Origin of the sequence: Paenarthrobacter nicotinovorans (assembly GCF_007670255.1) — a bacterium.
Classification (GTDB): Bacteria; Actinomycetota; Actinomycetes; order Actinomycetales; family Micrococcaceae; genus Arthrobacter; species Arthrobacter nicotinovorans_B.
The window spans coordinates 154568-172992 of sequence record NZ_SZVS01000008.1 but is presented as its reverse complement, the minus strand read 5'-3'; the positions used below and the strand labels follow the sequence as shown (position 1 = coordinate 172992).

Here is an 18425-nt window from a genome sequence, read left to right as displayed (position 1 = left end):
ACCGGTCACAAGGGGAATTTGCCGGAAAGTTCCAGGGCTCCGGCACACATCCAGGCCGCGAGGCGATCCTCAGCGCTCGGACCACCATCCAAGGGACTGGTCAATCGGGGCCTCCGCACCCAGCAGCCGGCTTCTTCCGCGATCAGGGCACCGGCAGCGAAATCGTGCTCGTTCAAGCCACGCTCCCCGTACGCGTCAAAGGTCCCGTCAGCCACCAGGCAAAGGTCCAGTGCCGCAGAACCCAGCCGGCGCACATCGGCAAAACCATCCATGAGCTGGGCCAGGCCCGCTGATTGGTCCGCCCTGGTGCCGGGGTCATAGCTGAAGCCCGTAGCCAGGATCAGCCCGGTCCGCCCGGGAACGGGGCCCACCAGCGCAGTGGTTTCTCCGGCCGTTTCCAGATGCGCACCCTGGCCACGGGCTGCCGAGTACACGCGCCCCAGGGCTGGTGCGTGAACAACGCCGGCCAGCCACACGCCGTCGGAATCCGCCACGGCTACAGAGGTGGCGTAGTAGACGATGTTCCGGATGAAGTTGGTGGTGCCATCGAGCGGGTCAATGGACCAGCGGTACCCCGAGGGACTCGCGGGGCGCGTGGTCCCGTGCTCCTCCCCCGTGATGGTGTCTCCGGGCCGTTCGGCCCGGATCGCTTCACGCACCGCGTTCTCTGCGGCGATGTCGAAGGAGGTGACCCAATCGCCGGCCTCGCCCTTGTTGGTGGTCTGCAGGCCATCGCCCGCGGTACCGCTGACGGAGCGTTGGGCGAGCACCGCGGCTCCTGCGGCCGCCGCACGTTTGGCGACAGCCAACAGCTCAGTGACGTCCGTCATTGTGCAGCTGCCTGTGACGCCGCGTCGGTGTCCGCCGCAGCTTCCGCCTCAGCGTCTGCTTCGGTCTTTGCCGGACCGTTGGCCAAAAGCTCGCGGAAACCGTCCTCGTCCAACACCGGAATGCCGAGCTGTTCGGCCTTGTCCAGCTTGGTGCCGGCACTCTCACCGGCTACCAGATAACTCGTGTTCTTGGACACTGAGCCGGAGGCCTTGCCACCACGGATGATGATGGCTTCCTTGGCTTCATCCCGGCTGAAATTGGGCAAGGTGCCGGTGACGACCACAGTGAGGCCCTCAAGGGTCCGCGGCACGGAGGTGTCCCGCTCGTCCTCCATCCTCACCCCTGCCGCAGCCCAGCTGTCCACGATCTCGTTGTGCCAATCCACCGCGAACCACTCCTTGAGGGCAGCAGCAATGGTTGGCCCCACGCCGTCGACGTGCGCAATCTGTTCCTCGGTAGCGTTGCGGATGGCTTCCATGGTGCCGAACGCCGTCGCCAATGCCCGCGACGCCGTGGGACCCACGTGCCGGATGGACAATGCCACCAGAACCCGCCACAGAGGCTGCTTCTTGGCCTTCTCCAGTTCCACGAAGAGCTTTTCCGTGGTGGCCGTGGGCTTGGAAGGCGACTTGGCCGTTCCCTTGGTGTAGAAGTACGGCACGAGCTCGTACTGGCCTGTTCCCACGCCCTTGGACCGCTTTTCGCGTCGGATCAGGACATCCCGCAGGTCCTCGCGTGTGAGGCTGAAGAGCCGGGCCTCGCTGGTGAGGGGCGGGATCTCGGGCTCGGCAGGCTGGGTGAGCGCAATGGCCGCCTCCCAGCCAAGGGCCTCGATGTCGAAAGCACCCCGGCCGGCCAGGTGGAAGACACGCTCACGGAGTTGTGACGGGCAGGATTTGGCGTTGGGGCAACGGATGTCGACGTCGCTCTCCTTCGCCGGTGCCAACGGAGTTCCGCAGGAGGGGCACTCAGTGGGCATCACGAATTCGCGGACCGGAGGATCCTGTTTGTCGCGCAAGGCAAGCACAGGACCCACGATTTCCGGAATGACATCGCCGGCCTTGCGGAGGATCACGATGTCGCCGATCATCACGCCCTTGGCCTTGACGACGTCCTGGTTGTGCAGGGTGGCCATCCCCACCGTTGAACCGGCGACCTTCACCGGCTCCATCAAGCCGAAGGGCGTCACGCGCCCCGTCCGGCCAACGTTGACGGCGATGTCCAGGAGTTTGGTGTGCACTTCCTCCGGCGGGTACTTGTAGGCAGCAGCCCACCGAGGTACGCGCGAGGTGTAGCCCAGGGCGCGCTGGGTGGCGAAGTCATCGATCTTGACCACGATGCCATCAATCTCATGCTGAAGGTCGTGGCGGTGGGCACCGTAGTGGGCGATGAACTCGAGGACTTCCTCGAAGGTTTCCAGCACCTTGAGGTAAGGGCTTACAGGCAAACCCCACTGCTCCAGCAGCGTGTAAGTCTCGGACTGGCTCTTGGCCTCAAGTCCCTCACGGGCTCCGATGCCATGGACATACATGCTCAGGGGACGCTTTGCGGTCTCAGCCGGGTCCTTCTGGCGCAGCGAACCCGCGGCGGCGTTGCGTGGGTTCGCCAGCGGCGCCTTACCGGCAGCCACAAGGGCCTCATTGAACTCGACGAACGCCTTGGAAGGGATGAACACTTCCCCGCGGATTTCCACTTCGGAGGGGTAACCGGAACCGCTCAGTTCCCGCGGGATTTCCTTGATGGTGAGCACGTTGTGGGTGATGTCTTCACCGGTGGTGCCATCGCCACGAGTAGCCGCCCGGACCAGCTTGCCGTCACGGTAGAGGAGGTTCACGGCCAGTCCATCGATCTTCAACTCCGTCAGCCACGCGATGGGCGGGACGGAATCCCCGAGCTTGGCAACTGACGCTTCGGCCTTGCGGACCCAGGCCTCGAGCTCCTCCAGGGAAAAAACATCGTCCAGGCTGTACATCCGCTGCAGGTGTTCGACCGCGGCGAACGCCGAGGAGACTTCGCCGCCTACTTGCTGGGTGGGCGAGTCATTGGTGACCAGCTCCGGGTGGAGTGCTTCCAGCTCTTCCAGGCGACGGTAAAGCTCATCGAACTCGGCGTCCGAAACCGTAGGCGAGTCTTCCTGGTAATAGGCATACCGGTACTTGCGGACGAGGTCCGCCAGCTCCTCGTATTCCTCCCTGAGGGACCCAGAAGGCGGGGTCCCTTCCTCTGCGACGATGGCCGCAGCCGCCTCTTGGGTTGTGGTGTCGACCGGATCCGGATTCTCTGGTGTGCTCACAGCTCTATCTTGCCGCAAGCGGCCGACATTCTGGCCCAAGAGCCTCCCTAGCCCCGGTTTTCCGGTGGCATGGCGATCTGCAGTTTGCGGACCTTGCCCCGGCCCACAATGTATCCACGACCTGGAATGAAGTCCTTGCTGATGCGGCCCAGCGAGGTGTTGAGGAGGGTGTCGCCCTCCACGTCCCCGGGGTTGAGCAACAGACCTCGGCGTCCAGACTTGAAGGGCTGCGCCAAGGACCAAGCCTGGGACCAGGTGGAGGTTTCGGACTCGCCCACTACCCATTGGTCTGCCTTGATGGCGGCAGTTACCAAGCGGCCCACTCCCGACTCCGCCAGGGTGTCCGTGAACTCGGTCAGGCCCTCAATGAAGATCGCCATGCTGCCCGGGTTGTCGGAGGCTTTGTCGATGAGGTCGTCAATGACATCGGAGACCTCATCTGGTCCTACCAGCGAGCGGCTCCAGATGTTCAGTGACGCCACGGCCGAGCGGCGGGATCCGATGTAGATCAGGTCGGTACGCGGGTTCGAACGCCGCAGGGCGTACGCCAGGGTGACCAGCGCAACGGTCCGTCCGGAGCCGGGAGGCCCCGCCAATAGAAGCGAACCCTTGGCGGCGATGGCCGCAGAACCCAGCGATTCGTCGTCGACACCGATCACCGGGTTGTCCGGGGCCCCGGTGGGCAAAATGTCCAGGTCCACGAGTTCGGGAAGGCGCTGGATCTGCGGCGCCTGCTCCAGGCCCTGGCGGACCATCGCCTGGCTCAGCTTGGCCACTTCACGCGCCTGGAGGGCCAGGTTGGAGTTCCCGCCCAGCACGGCGAGCTGGACTTCGAGTCCATCCAGCAGCCCGCGCCCCGGTGGCGAGGCGGCGTTGAGGACGTCCTTGGGGACATCCATGGTCATGTAGTCGTCCTCGGAGCTCAGCCGCAGGACCAACCGCTTCTGGATGGAGGCAAGGAGCGACGCCGGAACGGAGTTGGTGCGGTCACCGCTGACGACGAGGTGGATGCCGAGGGGACGGCCGTCCGTGGCGAGAGTCAGGAAAATGTCCCACAGCGCGGACAGGTTGCTGTACTCGTAACCTTCACGGAAAGCGGACATTCCGTCCACCAGGACGAAGATGCGCTTTTCGTCCGGCCGGTTGGCCAGTTGCCGGTACTCGACAATGGTGGAGGCCCTGACTTCGGCGAACCGTGCCGCCCTGTCGTCGGCCACTTCCTTGAGCCAGCGCAACAGGCGGCCCACACGCTCGACGTCGTCTCCATTAATGATTTCGCCAACGTGCGGAAGACCGTCCAGCATCTTCAGGCCCGACGAGCCACAGTCGATGCCGTAAACGTGCACCGGACCACCGCGGGGAGTCACGGCCGCGGCGATGGCGATGCCCCGCAATGCTGCCGACTTGCCGGATCCGCCCGTCCCGTAGACAGCCATGTTGCCGTCCCTGTCCGGTTCATAGAACACAGTGGGCTGGTCCTGGTGGGCGGGGTCGTCCGCGACGCCCAGCAGCAGCCGTTCGTCGGTGCGTGGGTTGGGAAGCTTGGAGAAATCGTAGGTCAGGGCGAGCTCGTTGAGCCACGGTTTCCGCGGCGGTGCAATGGACAGGACGTCGGCAGCGCGAATGATGTTTGCCGTCATCCGGGCGATGTCGTTGGGCCCGGCAGGCTCTTCTTCCACCTGTGCCTCCAGCGGCGGTTCCCACACTGCTCCGGAGCCGAAAGCCATCTCCACGATGTCGATCCGGGGACGCTGGGGCTTCTCGGTGGTCCAGCCACCGGCGTAGCCGGTCTGGAAGCCCTGGATACGCCCGGGCCCCGTCTTGGCGGCACCACGGCCGGGAATGGACGGATCGAAGTAGGCAGCAGTAGGGACACCCAGGATGTCCACCGCGTCCACTTCATCGGCCATGCGCAGGGCTACACGGAGGTTGGTGTTGGCCCGCAGGTTGTGCTTGATGACACCGGCCGGGCGCTGGGTGGCCAGGATGAGGTGCAGGCCCAAGGAACGGCCACGGGCCGCGACGTCCACAACACCGTCAACGAACTCTGGAACTTCGGTGGCAAGGGCCGCGAATTCGTCCACGATGATGATCAGGTACGGCGGAGCCTCGGGATCGGCTTCGCGCTGGAGCGCCAAGAGGTCCTTGGCCTTCTTCCTGTTCAGGAGCCGTTCGCGGTAGTGCAGTTCGGCCCGCAAGGAGGTCAGAGCCCTGCGCACAAGGTGCGGAGACAGGTCCGTCACCAGGCCCACGGTGTGGGGCAAATGCAGGCAGTCCGCGAAGGCGGCACCGCCCTTGTAGTCCACGAAGAGGAAGCTCACGCGGTCGGGGCTGTAGGCGGCGGCCATGCCCATGACCCAGGACTGCAGGAACTCGGACTTACCGGCACCGGTGGTACCACCGACCAGCGCGTGGGGTCCTTCGTTCTTCAGGTCAAGGTAGAAGGGCTCCACGCCTTTGGAACCGACCAGGGCGCGGAGGCTGCCGTTGTCCTTCCGGTTGGGAACCGCCGTGGCGTGCACGGAGTTGTTTTCCTGCCACCGCTCGGCCACAGCCTGCGGATTGTCCATGAGCTCCTTGCCGATCAGGCTGGCGTAGGAGACGGCGCGCGGAAGGTCGGAGTCGTCCTCAAGCGGATTTCCGACGTCGACCAGCGGCGACATCATGCGCGCCAGCTGGGTGGCGAGATCGGCGTCGAGGCTTTCGCAGCTCACCGGGTAGGTGTGGCGGCCCAAACGGACCTGGCCCGTGGTGGTGCCGTGGTCGCCGTCGACGGAGAGGAAGTCGCGGCACGCGGCAGGCAGGGACTGCACATTCGCCGCCACCCACATGACATGCACGCCGTAATCGGGCCCACGCTCAACCAACCTCGTGAGGCGGCCCCGGTCGATGGGAGCATCGTCCTCCACGATCACCAGCACGGCCGGGACCACCGGGGAGGGAGTCTCTGCACTCTCGTCCTTAAGGGCCGGACGCGGCTGCGGGCCGGGCTCCTTGGACAAGGCCTCGCGCTCTTCGACGAGGTTCTCCAGGCGGGACAACAAGGCAGCACCCGCCCCCGGGCCGGCGGCAAGGTGGTCGCCGGACAAGGGGCTGTGGCCTGAACCTACATGCGGGAGCCACTGCAGCCAATCCCAGCGCTCACGCGAACGCGGCGACGTCAGGGCCGTGAGGACTACCTCCGCGGGCGAATGCAGGGCCACCAGCTGGAGCACCATGCCACGGGCCACATCATCCACCACGCTGCGATCGCCGGCGACCCCGAAGGAACCGGAAGTACGCAGCTGCGAGACAATCGGCACTCCCTCGATCACGCGGACCTGCTGCAGGCACTCCTGGATTTCACGCATGTACTGCGGTTCTGTGTCGTTGGCCGTCGGTTCATCGAAAGGGATGCGCGAAGGTGCCGAGCCCAGGCCGAAGCGCACGCCGAGGAAATGCTGGTGCTCGGGGCGGTTGGTCCACAACAAGGGACCCAGCTTGTAGATCGCATCCACGGTGTCGCTCACCGAGGGCGCTTCCTGCAACCGGACTGCGCGTTCGATGTTCTGCTGCCTGTCGATGTCCTCGCGGAAGGCCAGCATGGAGGCTTTGAACTGCTTGTGGCCTTCCTTCACCTGGCGCTTGCTTTGCATCTTGTGGTCCACGTAGTGACCCACAATGAACAGCGGCATCATGGCCATGAAAAGCACGGACAGCAGGTTCTGCGTCACCGCGAAGAGCACAGCGCCCATCAGCAGCGGCGCGACCAGCATGATGTACGGGAACGGTTGGTGTTCAGGCCGTTTGGGGCCGGCCGGCGGCACCCGCTTGGGCGATTCGAAGCGGGGCAGGACCCGCGGTGACCGGTTGAAGTCGACCAGCGGCGAGGAAGGCCCTCCGCCGTGGTTGCGGGACAGCGATACCACTCCCACCGTCGTATCGCCCAGCGTCACGGTGTCAGAGGAAGCAAGTGTTGCCCGGGTGACAGGCAGTCCGTCCATCAGGAGGCCATTGGCGGAGTTCGTGTCCACGATTTCCACGGTCTCGCCCACCGTGATGCGGGCGTGTCGCTTGGAGGTGAGCGGATCCGAGAGCCGGATGTCCGCGTCCCGGTCCCGGCCGATGTAGCTGGTGCCGAAGGGCAGCGAAAATTCGCGGCCGACGTCGGGCCCTGACATGACGCGCAACGTCGCCGCCGCGGGTCCCCTGTTGCTCCCGTGGCCGGTGGAGGCAAATTCCTCGCTGACGTGGGCCAGGGAAACCTTCGAACCCGGGCGAAGACCGGATTCGAGCAGGTTGTCCGTGGGCCTGAGGACGTGGCCGGACAGGCCGCCGCCAACGAACGCTTCGTCCACGCTGATGGACAGGTTCGACGGCGGTTCGGTCCCCTTGCGTGCGGGGTCGGCGGACCAGAGTTCAGTGGCGATATCGGCCACGGTGGCGCGGCCATCCACCGTGACGGCGAGGTCCTTCGCTTCGGCAGGGTCACGCCGCAGTGTCAGGCGGAACTTCATCCTTCGTCGACTCCACTCATTTTCTCAAGAAGATGCAGGTCGGCCGGAGTCACCAAATGGGACGTCACGGCGTGCTCCACCAGGCGCGCCCGGCGGTTGGTGGCAAGTTTTCCGGCTCCCCCACGCAGGCCCACAACCCCGACGCGGTCCAGTTTGTCGCAGACGTTGTCGAGCTTGCGGTTGAACCTGGTGAGGGCCCAGCCCAGGCGCTTGGCAGCCTCGGCGGAAGACGGAATGGCGCTGAAACCGGTGCCCTCCCGCCGCAGCATGGGTTCGGCCAGGGCAACGATGAGCGCTTTTTGCGAGTCAGTGAAAACCACGGGGCCGATGGTGGTGTCCCCGGCCTGGTCGTCATCGCGGGCCTCGTGCCGGAATGAGGGTGTCTTCAGGTGCACCGCGAACTCATAGGTGGTGGGGCCGGCGGTGAAGATGACGTTGGTGTGGCTGAACACGAGCGGAATCCTGGCGCCGGGTGCAAGCCACGCCTGCATGCCGCCCGAGCCGTCCGCGATCGTGGCGGAGAGCACACTGCCAACGTTGCTCAGCCACCAGATGCCGTCGTAGCGGGCAATCTGCAGGAAGCGGCGGTGCAGGTACGGGTTGTCGTCGACCTCGAGATCGCCTTCGCGGCCGATATCAAAGACGTCTTCGTCGGATGGTTCGTACCATTCCCCACAGAAATCTATTGCTAGATCCCCCATGATCTGTGCCTCCTCAGTGGGCGGTGTTTGCGTTGCGTTGGCCGGTGGTTACTGCACACAGGCGATGGAGCCCTTGTCTCCCGGAGATGCCGAACCGTCAGTACGGACAATGATGACCTGGATACAGAGCTTCTCTTCCTTGCCGAAATAAGCACGTACTTTCGGCTCCTTCACGGACTCGTATTCGCCTTCCGGGATGAGGGCGGTGCGGTATCGCCATTTGTACGTGTCTCCAGGCTTGGGCTGCGGATTTGTCCAGCTGAAGTCGGCGAAGTCCGGCTTCACCGGGTCCCGCGTGCCGCTCAGGCCTTCGACTTCCGGTACCCCGCCATCGCCGAGGGGATCCGCCGGCTTCACGCTCGCCGCCTCAGTCGGCGCGACCTTCGGCTGCGCGTTGGCGCCGAGGACAACCCCGACGACGATCGCGACCACCAGGACGGCGGCGCCAGTCACCGCGAGCCACAGGTTGCGCTTGCTGTGGTCAACAACCGGCGCCTCTTCCGAGGTTTCGGATGCTGCCCGCGATGCTGTGCGGCTGACGGTATCGTCGACGTTCGCAGTGCGGCCCGACGGCTGCCACCCACGAAGGACAGTCGATTCTCCGGTGTCGGTGTCGGCCCCTGCTGCCTGCTGGGTCTGGAACTGCGGAAGCGGCTGTTGCGGGGGTAACTGCTGGGCCGGCGCTTGCCACACGGCGGGCCTTTGTGCGGTCTGGGAGGTGCTGGCAGTTTGCGTCGTGTTGCCGGTCTGCGACGTGGTGGCCGGGACAGTGGATGGGAAAGTCCGCGCCGGGAAGGTAGGGGCTGAGCCGGTGCCGGCAGTACCCGAGGCGTCCGGATCGATCGATGCGATGCTCCGGACCCGGGTTTCCTCGACGTTGTCGTCAGGGTGTTGATCGTCGCCGTGCCCCGGTTCCTCAAGCACCTCGAAAGGCGTCACCGACAGGTTCAGCTCGGTCTGGATGCGCTGCAGGGCCAAGGCAAAGGCGTGCGCCGAGGAGTACCGGGATCCCGGAGACTTGGCCATGGCCGTTGCCAGCGCCAGTTCCAGGGATTCCGGAACATCCGCGCGGCCAAGCCTGGGAAGGGGTGCGTTGGTGATGCGGGAGATCAATTCCCGCTGCGAATTGTCCTGCCCGGGAAGCACGAAGGGGGAGCGGCCCGCCAAAAGCGTATAGAGCGTGGCGCCCAAGGCCCAGATGTCGACCGGCACACCGTCCACTGCGCCGCCGCGGAACTGCTCGGGCGGCGACCACGGAATGGACATGCCGGCGTCGTCCTCGGAATCGGCACCGATGGTGCCGGAAATACCGAAGTCCGTCAGCGCCGGGCGGTTGTAGTCGGTGACCAGGATGTTGGCCGGCTTGATGTCCCGGTGCACGATTCCGGCCCGGTGGGCGGTCTCGACGGCGGACGCCACCTGGATGCCGACAGCAAGGACCTCATCGACGCTGAAGCGCTGGCGCCTGTACCGCACATCGAGGCTCGGCCGCGAGCAGTACTCCATGGCCAGGTACGAGTGTCCGGTCTCGGTGATCTCCGCTTCGAAGATCGTCACGATGTAAGGGTGCGAGGACAGCTGCGCCATCAGGTTGGCTTCGGATTCGAAGCGGCGGCGCGCACCCTCGGTCTTGAGGTCTGACAACAGCACCTTGACGGCTACTTTTCGGCGCGGCCTGTCTTGCTCGTAAAGGTAGACGTCGGAAAAGCCACCCGAGCCGAGCAGGCTGATGTATTTGAAGCCCGGGATGGGGGGAGGCGGTGCGGGGGGCCTCTTGGAACTCAAAGAATCTCCTCAAAACGCAATGAAATGTCGTCACCGAGTTCGGCGATGTCGCCGTCCAGCAGGATGGCCATCTCATTCTGGGCAAGCCGGCGGGGTGCCTGGCCCTCGCGGATGAGCACGGTGCCATTGGTGGCCTTGAGGTCGCACAGCATCACGTGCCACCCTTCCAACCGGACCTCCACGTGGGATCGGGAAATGTCCCCGCCAGGGCTCTCCACCTGGACCAGGCGGGGCATCGTGCCTCCCTGGACACGCGAAACCGAGGGCTGGCGGCCAATGATGAGCGACTGGTCCAGGTCGATCAGTTCCCCAGTGGAAAGACGCATGCGGCCCAAACGCGGGCGCGGAACATGAACGGCATCCCCGCTGATGGGAGCTCCGCACACCGAGCACAGTGGATAGGTGGGTGGGTTGGCGTGCCCCTGCGGGCAGACCCTGGCCAGGACGCTCGGGCCGTTGACGGCGGGTGCGTCACCGGATGTCCCGGCCTCCCCCGTGTCACTGGTCCGGGGAAGGCTGCTTTTCATGATGGTCTGCCCGTCGTGGTCCGAGTCCTCGTCCACCACGCTGCCCGAAGATGCCGGTGCAGGCGTCCAGGCAGCCGGAACCTGCGGTGCCGGCTGGGCCACCGGCGGCGCCGACGGCGCGCTGCGGAGCCAGGGCACAGAATCGATCAGGCCACCGGATGCGGCCGGAGCGGCTGAGTGGCTGGCTTCCGACGGCGGCGCGGGTACCGGCGTCGAAGGTTCCGGCGCTGGTTGTTCGGTTTCCGACGGCGGTTGCGGAGCCGACGGCGGTTGCGGAGCAGGTGCATGGCTGACCGGAGCGTCGTGGTCATCGGCATCGCTGTCCAGGCGCACCGCGGCGTCCTCGATGTTGCGCATCACCGTCTTGTCCCACAGGTGATCGTAGTTCGTGGTGTTTTCCAGAGAGGGACTCAATGGATCCGTGGTGCTGGTGTGGACCGGGACCTCGTGGTCGTTCACCACAAGGTCATCGTCGCTTTCGGCTGGAGCAGGCTCCCCGTCAGGCCCCTCCTCGGGCTCCTCCCCGGACTCCCCGGACTCCCCCGCAACGGATTCTGCAGCGGCCTGCTCTACCTCAACCCCATTGGGAAAGGACTCCCCGGAATCTTCGGGGGCACTGATTTCAGTTGCTTCCGGTTCCCCGGAGGCGGATTCGTCCCCGGACGCGGGTTCGTCGACCGGAGCAGACGCGCCGCCGAGGTGCCCGTCAATGACGGGCGCTTGTCCGGGTGCAATCGTCAGCCCAAGGTCGGCTTCGTGGTATCCGATCATGGTTTCGTCGGAGACAGAGGCCGCCGGTGCCTGCACGGCAGGTGCCGCAGCCGCAGCTGCAGGCTCCGAGGCCGGTTCCGCCGCCGTCGGCCCGTCCACAGCAATGCCCTGCCCGCCGGCCTCCAACGAAGCCAACAACACCACGCCGTCCTTCACCGGGAGGGTATCCAGCCGTGGGCGTTCCATCCCTTCGGTGGCTTGTGCCCCGATGTGGATGCTCAAGGCCGTGGCGCCGGCGATGCGGCGCTCCGTCCAGGTGGTGACATCACGGCCTGTCAGGTGTTCCTGGCGATCGGCCAGCTGTACCGCCAATTCGAGGTCGCCGCGAAGGAAGACCCGGAGCGCATCCTTGGAATCGATAATTCCGAACGGCGGGATCCTGCTCAGCGAAACACCAAAAGCCTCTGTTACTTCGTGCAGGACTTCGTGGGCTTCGGGAGAGGAAGACAGCAATTCCCACACGGTATCCAGCAGGGCGTGCGGGGTGTCGGGACCGAGAAGTACAGCTGTTCCGTTGCGGATAACTCCAAACCACTCGCCCTGCCGGTACCGCGTGTGGGACAGGAGGTTACTGCTTGCCATCGGCGTCTTCCTCATGGTCGGTGCCATTTACCCAGGCTTTGGGAAGGGTGTCCTCCTCCACGTCTGTCCCGACTTCCGGGCGGGGCGCTGTGATGGCGATACCGGCGTCGTTCAGTACGTTCTTGGCGTCAACCACAATCACGGTGACGTTGTCACGTCCGCCGCTCCGGAGCGCCGCTTGGATGAGGGCGTCCACGGCGTCCTGCGGGTGGGCCACTGTGCTGAGGATCCGGAACATGTGGTCATCGCCCAGTTCACCGTTGAGACCATCCGAGCAGACCATGATCCGGTCGCCCTCCTGGATGGGAAGGAGCCAGAAGTCCGCTTCGGTTTCATCCCCGGTGCCCAGGGCACGGGTCACCACGTGGCGGCGCGGGTGGACGGCGGCCTGCTCCGAGGTGATGTCCCCGGAATCCACCAGCTCCTGTACCTCCGAGTGGTCCACGCTGATCTGCGCGAATTCACCTTGGCTCAGCCGATAGGTCCGGGAATCGCCGATGTTCATCACCAGCCAGTACGGCAAACCCATTTGTTCCACAACCACCACGCCCGAGAGCGTGGTGCCGGCACGGGCACCGGTGGCCTCCCTGATGGCAGCATCGGCTTTCAAGAGGCATGCCTGCAGGTCCGCTGCAGAGGCGCTCCGCAGCCCTGAGGCGAGCTCGGGAGCGCTCCCCAGGGTGCGCACGCACATGCCGCTGGCGATCTCACCGGCCTCGTGGCCGCCCATGCCATCAGCGACGGCGAACACAGGGTCGGCGGCGATGAACGAATCCTCGTTCAATTCCCGACGCAGTCCGCGGTCCGTTCCGTAGCCGTAACTCAGGCGGAACGATGACCCGCCGGTGGTCCGCACGGCGTCGGCGTTGGCGTTGGTGGCCGGCTGTGAATTCATGCTTGTCCTAGGTGGAAGGAACGGTCCCCGAATTGAACGGTGGAACCTGGCCGGACGAAGGATGCCTCGCCGGGCGTGAGCCTGGTTTGCAAACCGTCAGGGGTGGTGACGGCACTGCCATTGGTGGAATTGCGGTCCGTGACCCACACGCCATCCCCGTCCACCCGAAGATGCAGATGGGTTTTGGAAATCGACCTGCCCGGATCCGACACCGGCAGCAGCTGCTCGACGACTTCCCCGGGCTGCGCAGCGGGGTTCCGGCCAAGAAGGACGCTTCCGCCGAGCTGGACGTCCTGGCCGTCGTCGATCCGTATCAGAAGGACAGCTTGTGCACGGGCCGTACCTGGACGCATCTGGGTGCGCTCGACGTCGTCGTCAGGATGGGCGGGAAGTCCCGGCGCCGGGACCGTGAGAGGCTGCGGAACGACCGGAGCTTGCTGCGCAACTGGTGCCTGCTGCGTGAGAGGCGCTTGCTGCGGGGCCGGCACCTGGCGGGGCGTCGGCGGCCGCCACTGGTTCGGGTCGTGTGAGGGCTGCACGACCGGGGCAACGGACGACGCCGAGGCCGCCTGATGCGGGGACGTCGCCTGGGCGGGAGTCGTCTGTCCGGGGGTCGTCTGTGCGGGGGCGGATTGGCTTGGCACGGGCAGCGACGGGGTGGAAGCGCGTCCCGACGGCACTGGGGAGATCACCGGTTGTACCGGAGGAAGGTCCATGGGAGCGAAGCTGTAAGGACCTTGGATTCCTCCGGTCGTGACGGGATTGCGGCCCGCATTGACGTCGAACACCAAGGTCTTGGCCGCCTTGTCGTGCCAGCCGCGCACCTTGCCGTTGGAATCCCAGGCGTTGGAGAGCACCACCAGGATGGCCCAGGCAACCCCCAGCACCATCAGCGGCAAAGCGATAAAGACAACAAGTCCCAAGAGTCCCAACGCCGACAGGATGACAGCAGCCAGTGACCCCACGATCAGGACAGCACCGGTCAGGATGCCCCGGACAAACACCGCGCCAGCACCAGGAGCGTAGCCATCGGCATCAGTGCTGCGGATTCCCATGAGCTGGTTGCCAATGGTGTTCCCGGACTTCGCCTCAAGGGCCAACAACACGAAGATGTACACCACAGTCACGGCCAGGCCGATGCTGCCCAGGAGGACCAGCAGGCCGGTGTCGTAAACAATGAAGCCGTTCCGGCGCGTTTGCGTAATGCCCGCGATGCCGATGGCAAACGTTGTGGCGAGGACAGCCACCGGCCCCAACCAGTCCAACACCGCCGCGCCCAGCCGTTTGCCGGCAGAAGCGGGAACGAGGTCGAGCTTGGTGGTCATAGTGGTCCCTCCCCCTGGCCCAGGCGTCCTGTCCGGGACAGTGCTTGTCCCCGGATGTGCCGGCGACGCTGGCGCCGACACTACGGAGATACTACCGGGATCGGACAGGCCCTGCCGGGCAGCCGACTCCAGTGCAGCCCGCTGGGCATGGTTGATGTTGCCCTCCTTGCGGGCTCCGCGGTTGTTCAGCGGCGATCCGCACTGGTTGCAGAAAGCGGCGCCGGGCCGGACGGCATGCCGGCAGGCCGGGCACAGTTCCGTGTCATTGCTCATCGGTGCTGTCCTTCGTGAAGGGCAACTTCAAGCGCCGCGCCCCCGGTTCACCCGGAGTTTGGTTCCGGGCTGGACCTTGTTGACGACGACGCAGGGCCGCCCGGGCGTCCGCCAGCAACGAACGCGGTGAGAACCGTGCCTGCTGCCGCTTCCAGAAGCCGACACTGCCGGTGATGTCGGTCAGGGATGTGTCCACGATCTCCCAGTACTCCTTGACCTCCGACTCACTCGGCTGCCCCGCGCCGAACACTGCGGCGTCCGCGCGATGGGCAAGCATGGTGGTGGTATTCCCAGCGGTGGGGAACGCTTCCGCGATCACCGAGGCAGACTCGCGCCTGGTGGACTTGGAGTCGATCGAGGCACCCATGTCGGTGACAAGGCTCAATACCTCGCTCCATCCCGCGCCGACCCGCTGGGCGGGGTGGCCATCACGGAAACGTGCCTTCCGGCGTCGTGATTTCAACAGCAGAATCAGCAGCAACGGCACGGCGAGAATCGCCAACGGAATCAATGCCACGCCGATGGCGGCAAGCAGCGGCCCCCAGAAGAGCCACGGGTTGTTCTTCTTCTCGTCCGCGTCCAGGGCATCCGGAGTGGAGTCCGGCGGCAGGTCCGCGGGCTCCTGCGGCGGGGGCGGCGGCTGCAGCACCTGGGGCTTGGGCTTGGACTTGTTCTGCGGATCCGGCGGGATGGGCACGTTGTCCTTGGGCGGGGTGGGATCGAAGGAAACCCAACCGACGCGGTCAAAAGCCACCTCCACCCAAGCGTGTACATCCTTGCCGGTGATCTTGATGTCGCCGGCGCCGTTCTCCGGGCTCTTGGGATCCGGATAGAAGCCCATGACAACGCGCGAGGGGATACCCAAATGCCGGAGCATGAGGGACATGGAGACCGCGTACTGCTCGTCGTCGCCGAGCATCTGCTTGGCCGAGAGCATGTTGCGGATGCGGGCCGCGCTGTGGCCGGGAAGGCTCGGAAGCTGCCCCTCTGCCACCAGGCCGTTACTGAAGGCGCCGCTCTTTTGGAAGTGCGCCTCGATCTGCCGGACGCGGTCGATGGCGGTGGGTGCATCCGCCGACAATTCGTTCGCCTGTGATGCGACGATCGGCGGTACTTCCTCGGCTTCGGGCAGCGTGAGCTTGGCGAAGTCATACTGGGTCAGCTGCCCGTGCTCCAACGTTCCGGGGTCCGAGACCTGGACGGTGTAGTTCTCCCCCTTGCCCAGGCCTTTGGTGGTCACTGCGGTGTCGGTGCCGGCATTGACGTAGAGCCCCGACGCTGCTCCCGAGGTGTCCGCAAAGCTCATTCCCGTGGTGTGGCGGCCACCTGGAACGAAGTAACCCTGATAGTCCTCAACCGTGATGTCCAACGTGTAGTTGGTGCCTTGGACCGGGCTCCCGGAATCGGCCAGCGTGTTCAGCGACTTCGCGTCGCCGACCTTGCTGAAGTTGCCGGAGCTGTTCGGATCCATGGTGTAGTTCAAGCCGTTGAACGCATCCAACGCAGCCAGCCGAACGCGGGCATCCTTGGGCAGGCCCTTGACGGTGAACAGGGTGGTGTCCTTTTCGTCCTTGACGAAGTTGCGGAAGCTCGCCAGCGGAGTGATGTAATCCCGGGGATCGAAGGGCGGGACGATGGTGTTGCGCAGCACCTTTCGGTCATCGCTGGCTGTCACCAAGGGAGAGGCAAGGGCCGTCACGCCCACGGCGACGGCGATGACCGCTGCAGCAGTACCTAGGCGGCGCAGCTGGCCGCGGCGGGCCGTACCGGCGTCGGAATCCGGCCTGTTGGCCGAGACGGTCCTGGTGCTGCGCTGGCGGAGCACCTCGCGGCGGAACGTCGCCCAGACGATCGAGATGATCGTCAGGGAAACGCCGCGCTCCACGTTCAGGAAGCCCGAACTGGTACTGAAGGCGATGCCGGTGACGAAGAGGACCAACACCGGAAGCAGCGGCCAGTAGGGGCTCTTCATCCGCCACGTCAGGAGCCCGGCGGCCAGGGCCATGAGCAGCGCGCTCAGGAACGGCACAATCAGCGTTCCGTTGGCGGTACCCACGGGAACACCGACGGTGAGCATGTCCTTCCAGGAGAAAACAATGCCCAGCAGCAGCGTGCGCAGGGAGTCCAGGGACGGCAGGAAGCCCAGCACAGCAGAATCCGGAACCGCCAGCGCGGAACCGAACAGCATGTAGGCACCAAAAGCCGCAGCTGCCGTGATGAGCAAACCAAGGCGCAGGTGGGCATTCAGGACGGCGATGCCGAGCCCGAGGACCACGCCGCCGAGGCCTGCGACCAGGAAGCGCGCGTCGCCGCCGAAGCTCAGGGTGAATCCGAGGACGCCCAGCAAAAGCAGAACCACCAGGGCGCCGCAGTCGACGAAGAAGTGCCACAACGGACGGTCGTCAGCGAACATGGATCCGCCTGCAGCGCGTTTGCGGGCATTGGCCTTCGCGGATTTCTCCGCCCGCGGACGCACTCGGACGTTGGGCGCGGTGCTCATGCTGCCGCCTTTCGAAGAACGATGGCGAGATCGTCGAGGTCGCCAACGGTGAGGACGGTCAGGTCCGCGATATTGGCCCTCGACGGCGCGGCGCCGGGTTGGACGCGGACGGCCAGGCTGCGGACTCCCGGCGGGACCGAGGCCGCCGCTGACCGCAGTTGCGTGGCGGTGACGTGGCTGCCCACGACAAAGAACACCACGGAGGCATTCGGGACGGTATCGGACAAGGTCCGGGCGAGGTCGACGGCGGTCTTGCGCAGGGGTGCGCCGATGATCCGTGTCATGTCATCCAGCAGGTTACGGCCGGTTTCGCAGCGGAGCGGACCTTTTTGGGTCAGGACATCGAGGTCGCGTTGTTCGCTGATCGCCTGGCGGCCAATGGACCCGGCCACCGAGATCGCCATTTCGAATTCCGCTTCGGAATCGTACTCATCGGTGTTGATCGACAGGGCAATAGCGAGGTGGGCCCGGCGCGTTTCCTCGAACTGGCGGACCATGAGCTTGTTGGTACGGGCCGTGGTCTTCCAGTGGATGTGCCGCCGGTCATCGCCGGGCACGTAATCGCGAAGGGCGTGGAACGAAACATCGGCACTGGAAAGTTCAGTGGTGGGCATGCCCTCAAGGTCGCGGATGAAGCCGGCCGCTGAACCGCCCAGCGCCACGGTCCGCGGGTGCACGAACAGGTCCACGGGTTCGGTCCAGAGCACGCGCCGGCGCAGCAGGTGGAGCGGGTCGGCGCGCACCGAGCGCACGGGTCCGACGACGATGACGGCGCGGCGGGCCGTCGGGATGGTGAAAAGGTCCTCGTGCACCTGTGCGGGCTTCATGCGGGGCAGGTGGAACACGGCCGTGTTGGCACCGACAGGCAACTCCAGCGCTGCAGGCAGCAACGGGCGTGCCGAGACGTTGGAGACCGCAATGCTTCCCACCGCATCATCGCCTACGGCCACGCGGGTGCGGGCCAGGTCCAGGACCACGCCGTACGCCGATCGGCCCACAATAAAGCCGACAGCCAGCAGGAACAGCAGGAACGCCACCAACGCCGCGGACTTCGCCTCCTGCCAGCCCCACGCCTGTCCTGCCCACCAGAGCCCGATCGATGCCGCCAGAACCACCCAGCCGAGCAGGCTGACAACGGAGAGGACCGGCCAGGCATAGCGCAGCCAGAGGGCGCGGAATTTCTCCCACGCCGGAGCGAGGATCTCCCCCGCTGCTCCGGCGGCCTCGGCCCACACGGCCGCGGGGTGCAGTTTCCTGGTAGTGCCGGGCCTTTTAGGGCTGCCCGGGCGTTTGCCCGCGTCGTTGCCGGAACCACGCGCGGAGCGCAGGGTGCCGCCAAGTGCTGACGTGGCGCGCTTAAGCGAATCAGCAGCCCGGCTCAGGGGTTTGCTGGAGGACATGTGGGGGCCTTTGTTCGAACTGGTGCGAGGAAGGGAAACGCCGGGA

At 65.5% G+C, this 18425-nt stretch carries 10 protein-coding genes; all 10 read right to left on the bottom strand.

The annotated features are described in order from the left end of the window. Positions 1-5: 5 nt before the first annotated feature. Genes FDP28_RS13815 through FDP28_RS13770 form a run of 10 tightly spaced genes read right to left on the bottom strand, consistent with a single transcriptional unit; the run spans position 6 to position 18379 of the window. A complete protein-coding gene (locus FDP28_RS13815) occupies positions 6-830 on the bottom strand; it encodes an inositol monophosphatase family protein (protein ID WP_144662011.1) in 825 nt (274 codons plus the stop codon). Next, entirely contained in the window at positions 827-3124 is a 2298-nt protein-coding gene (gene ligA / locus FDP28_RS13810) for an NAD-dependent DNA ligase LigA (RefSeq protein WP_144662010.1), read from the bottom strand. The genes FDP28_RS13815 and ligA overlap by 4 nt, the downstream gene beginning before the upstream one ends. A 47-nt stretch (positions 3125-3171) precedes the next feature. Beyond that, complete coding sequence (locus FDP28_RS13805; protein WP_144662009.1) at positions 3172-7620, bottom strand: FtsK/SpoIIIE domain-containing protein; 4449 nt, start codon at positions 7618-7620, stop codon at positions 3172-3174. After that, positions 7617-8321 carry a hypothetical protein gene (locus FDP28_RS13800; protein WP_144662008.1) on the bottom strand — a complete coding sequence of 235 codons (705 nt, stop codon included), beginning with the start codon at positions 8319-8321 and terminating at the stop codon, positions 7617-7619. Before FDP28_RS13800 ends, FDP28_RS13805 begins: the two co-directional genes overlap by 4 nt. 48 nt (positions 8322-8369) lie before the next feature. Continuing rightward, positions 8370-10106: a serine/threonine-protein kinase gene (locus FDP28_RS13795; RefSeq protein WP_144662007.1), complete on the bottom strand. Its 1737-nt coding sequence runs from the start codon at positions 10104-10106 to the stop codon at positions 8370-8372. Beyond that, positions 10103-11986, bottom strand: coding sequence for an FHA domain-containing protein (locus tag FDP28_RS13790; protein WP_144662006.1), 1884 nt, complete (start codon positions 11984-11986; stop codon positions 10103-10105). The genes FDP28_RS13795 and FDP28_RS13790 overlap by 4 nt, the downstream gene beginning before the upstream one ends. After that, on the bottom strand, positions 11973-12881 hold the full coding sequence (locus FDP28_RS13785; RefSeq protein ID WP_144662005.1) for a PP2C family protein-serine/threonine phosphatase: 909 nt from the start codon (positions 12879-12881) through the stop codon (positions 11973-11975). The genes FDP28_RS13790 and FDP28_RS13785 overlap by 14 nt, the downstream gene beginning before the upstream one ends. After that, entirely contained in the window at positions 12878-14479 is a 1602-nt protein-coding gene (locus FDP28_RS13780) for an RDD family protein (protein WP_144662004.1), read from the bottom strand. Before FDP28_RS13780 ends, FDP28_RS13785 begins: the two co-directional genes overlap by 4 nt. Then, a complete protein-coding gene (locus tag FDP28_RS13775; RefSeq protein ID WP_144662003.1) occupies positions 14469-16979 on the bottom strand; it encodes a transglutaminase-like domain-containing protein in 2511 nt (836 codons plus the stop codon). The genes FDP28_RS13780 and FDP28_RS13775 overlap by 11 nt, the downstream gene beginning before the upstream one ends. Further along, positions 16976-18379 carry a DUF58 domain-containing protein gene (locus tag FDP28_RS13770; protein WP_144662002.1) on the bottom strand — a complete coding sequence of 468 codons (1404 nt, stop codon included), beginning with the start codon at positions 18377-18379 and terminating at the stop codon, positions 16976-16978. Before FDP28_RS13770 ends, FDP28_RS13775 begins: the two co-directional genes overlap by 4 nt. Positions 18380-18425: the final 46 nt, after the last annotated feature.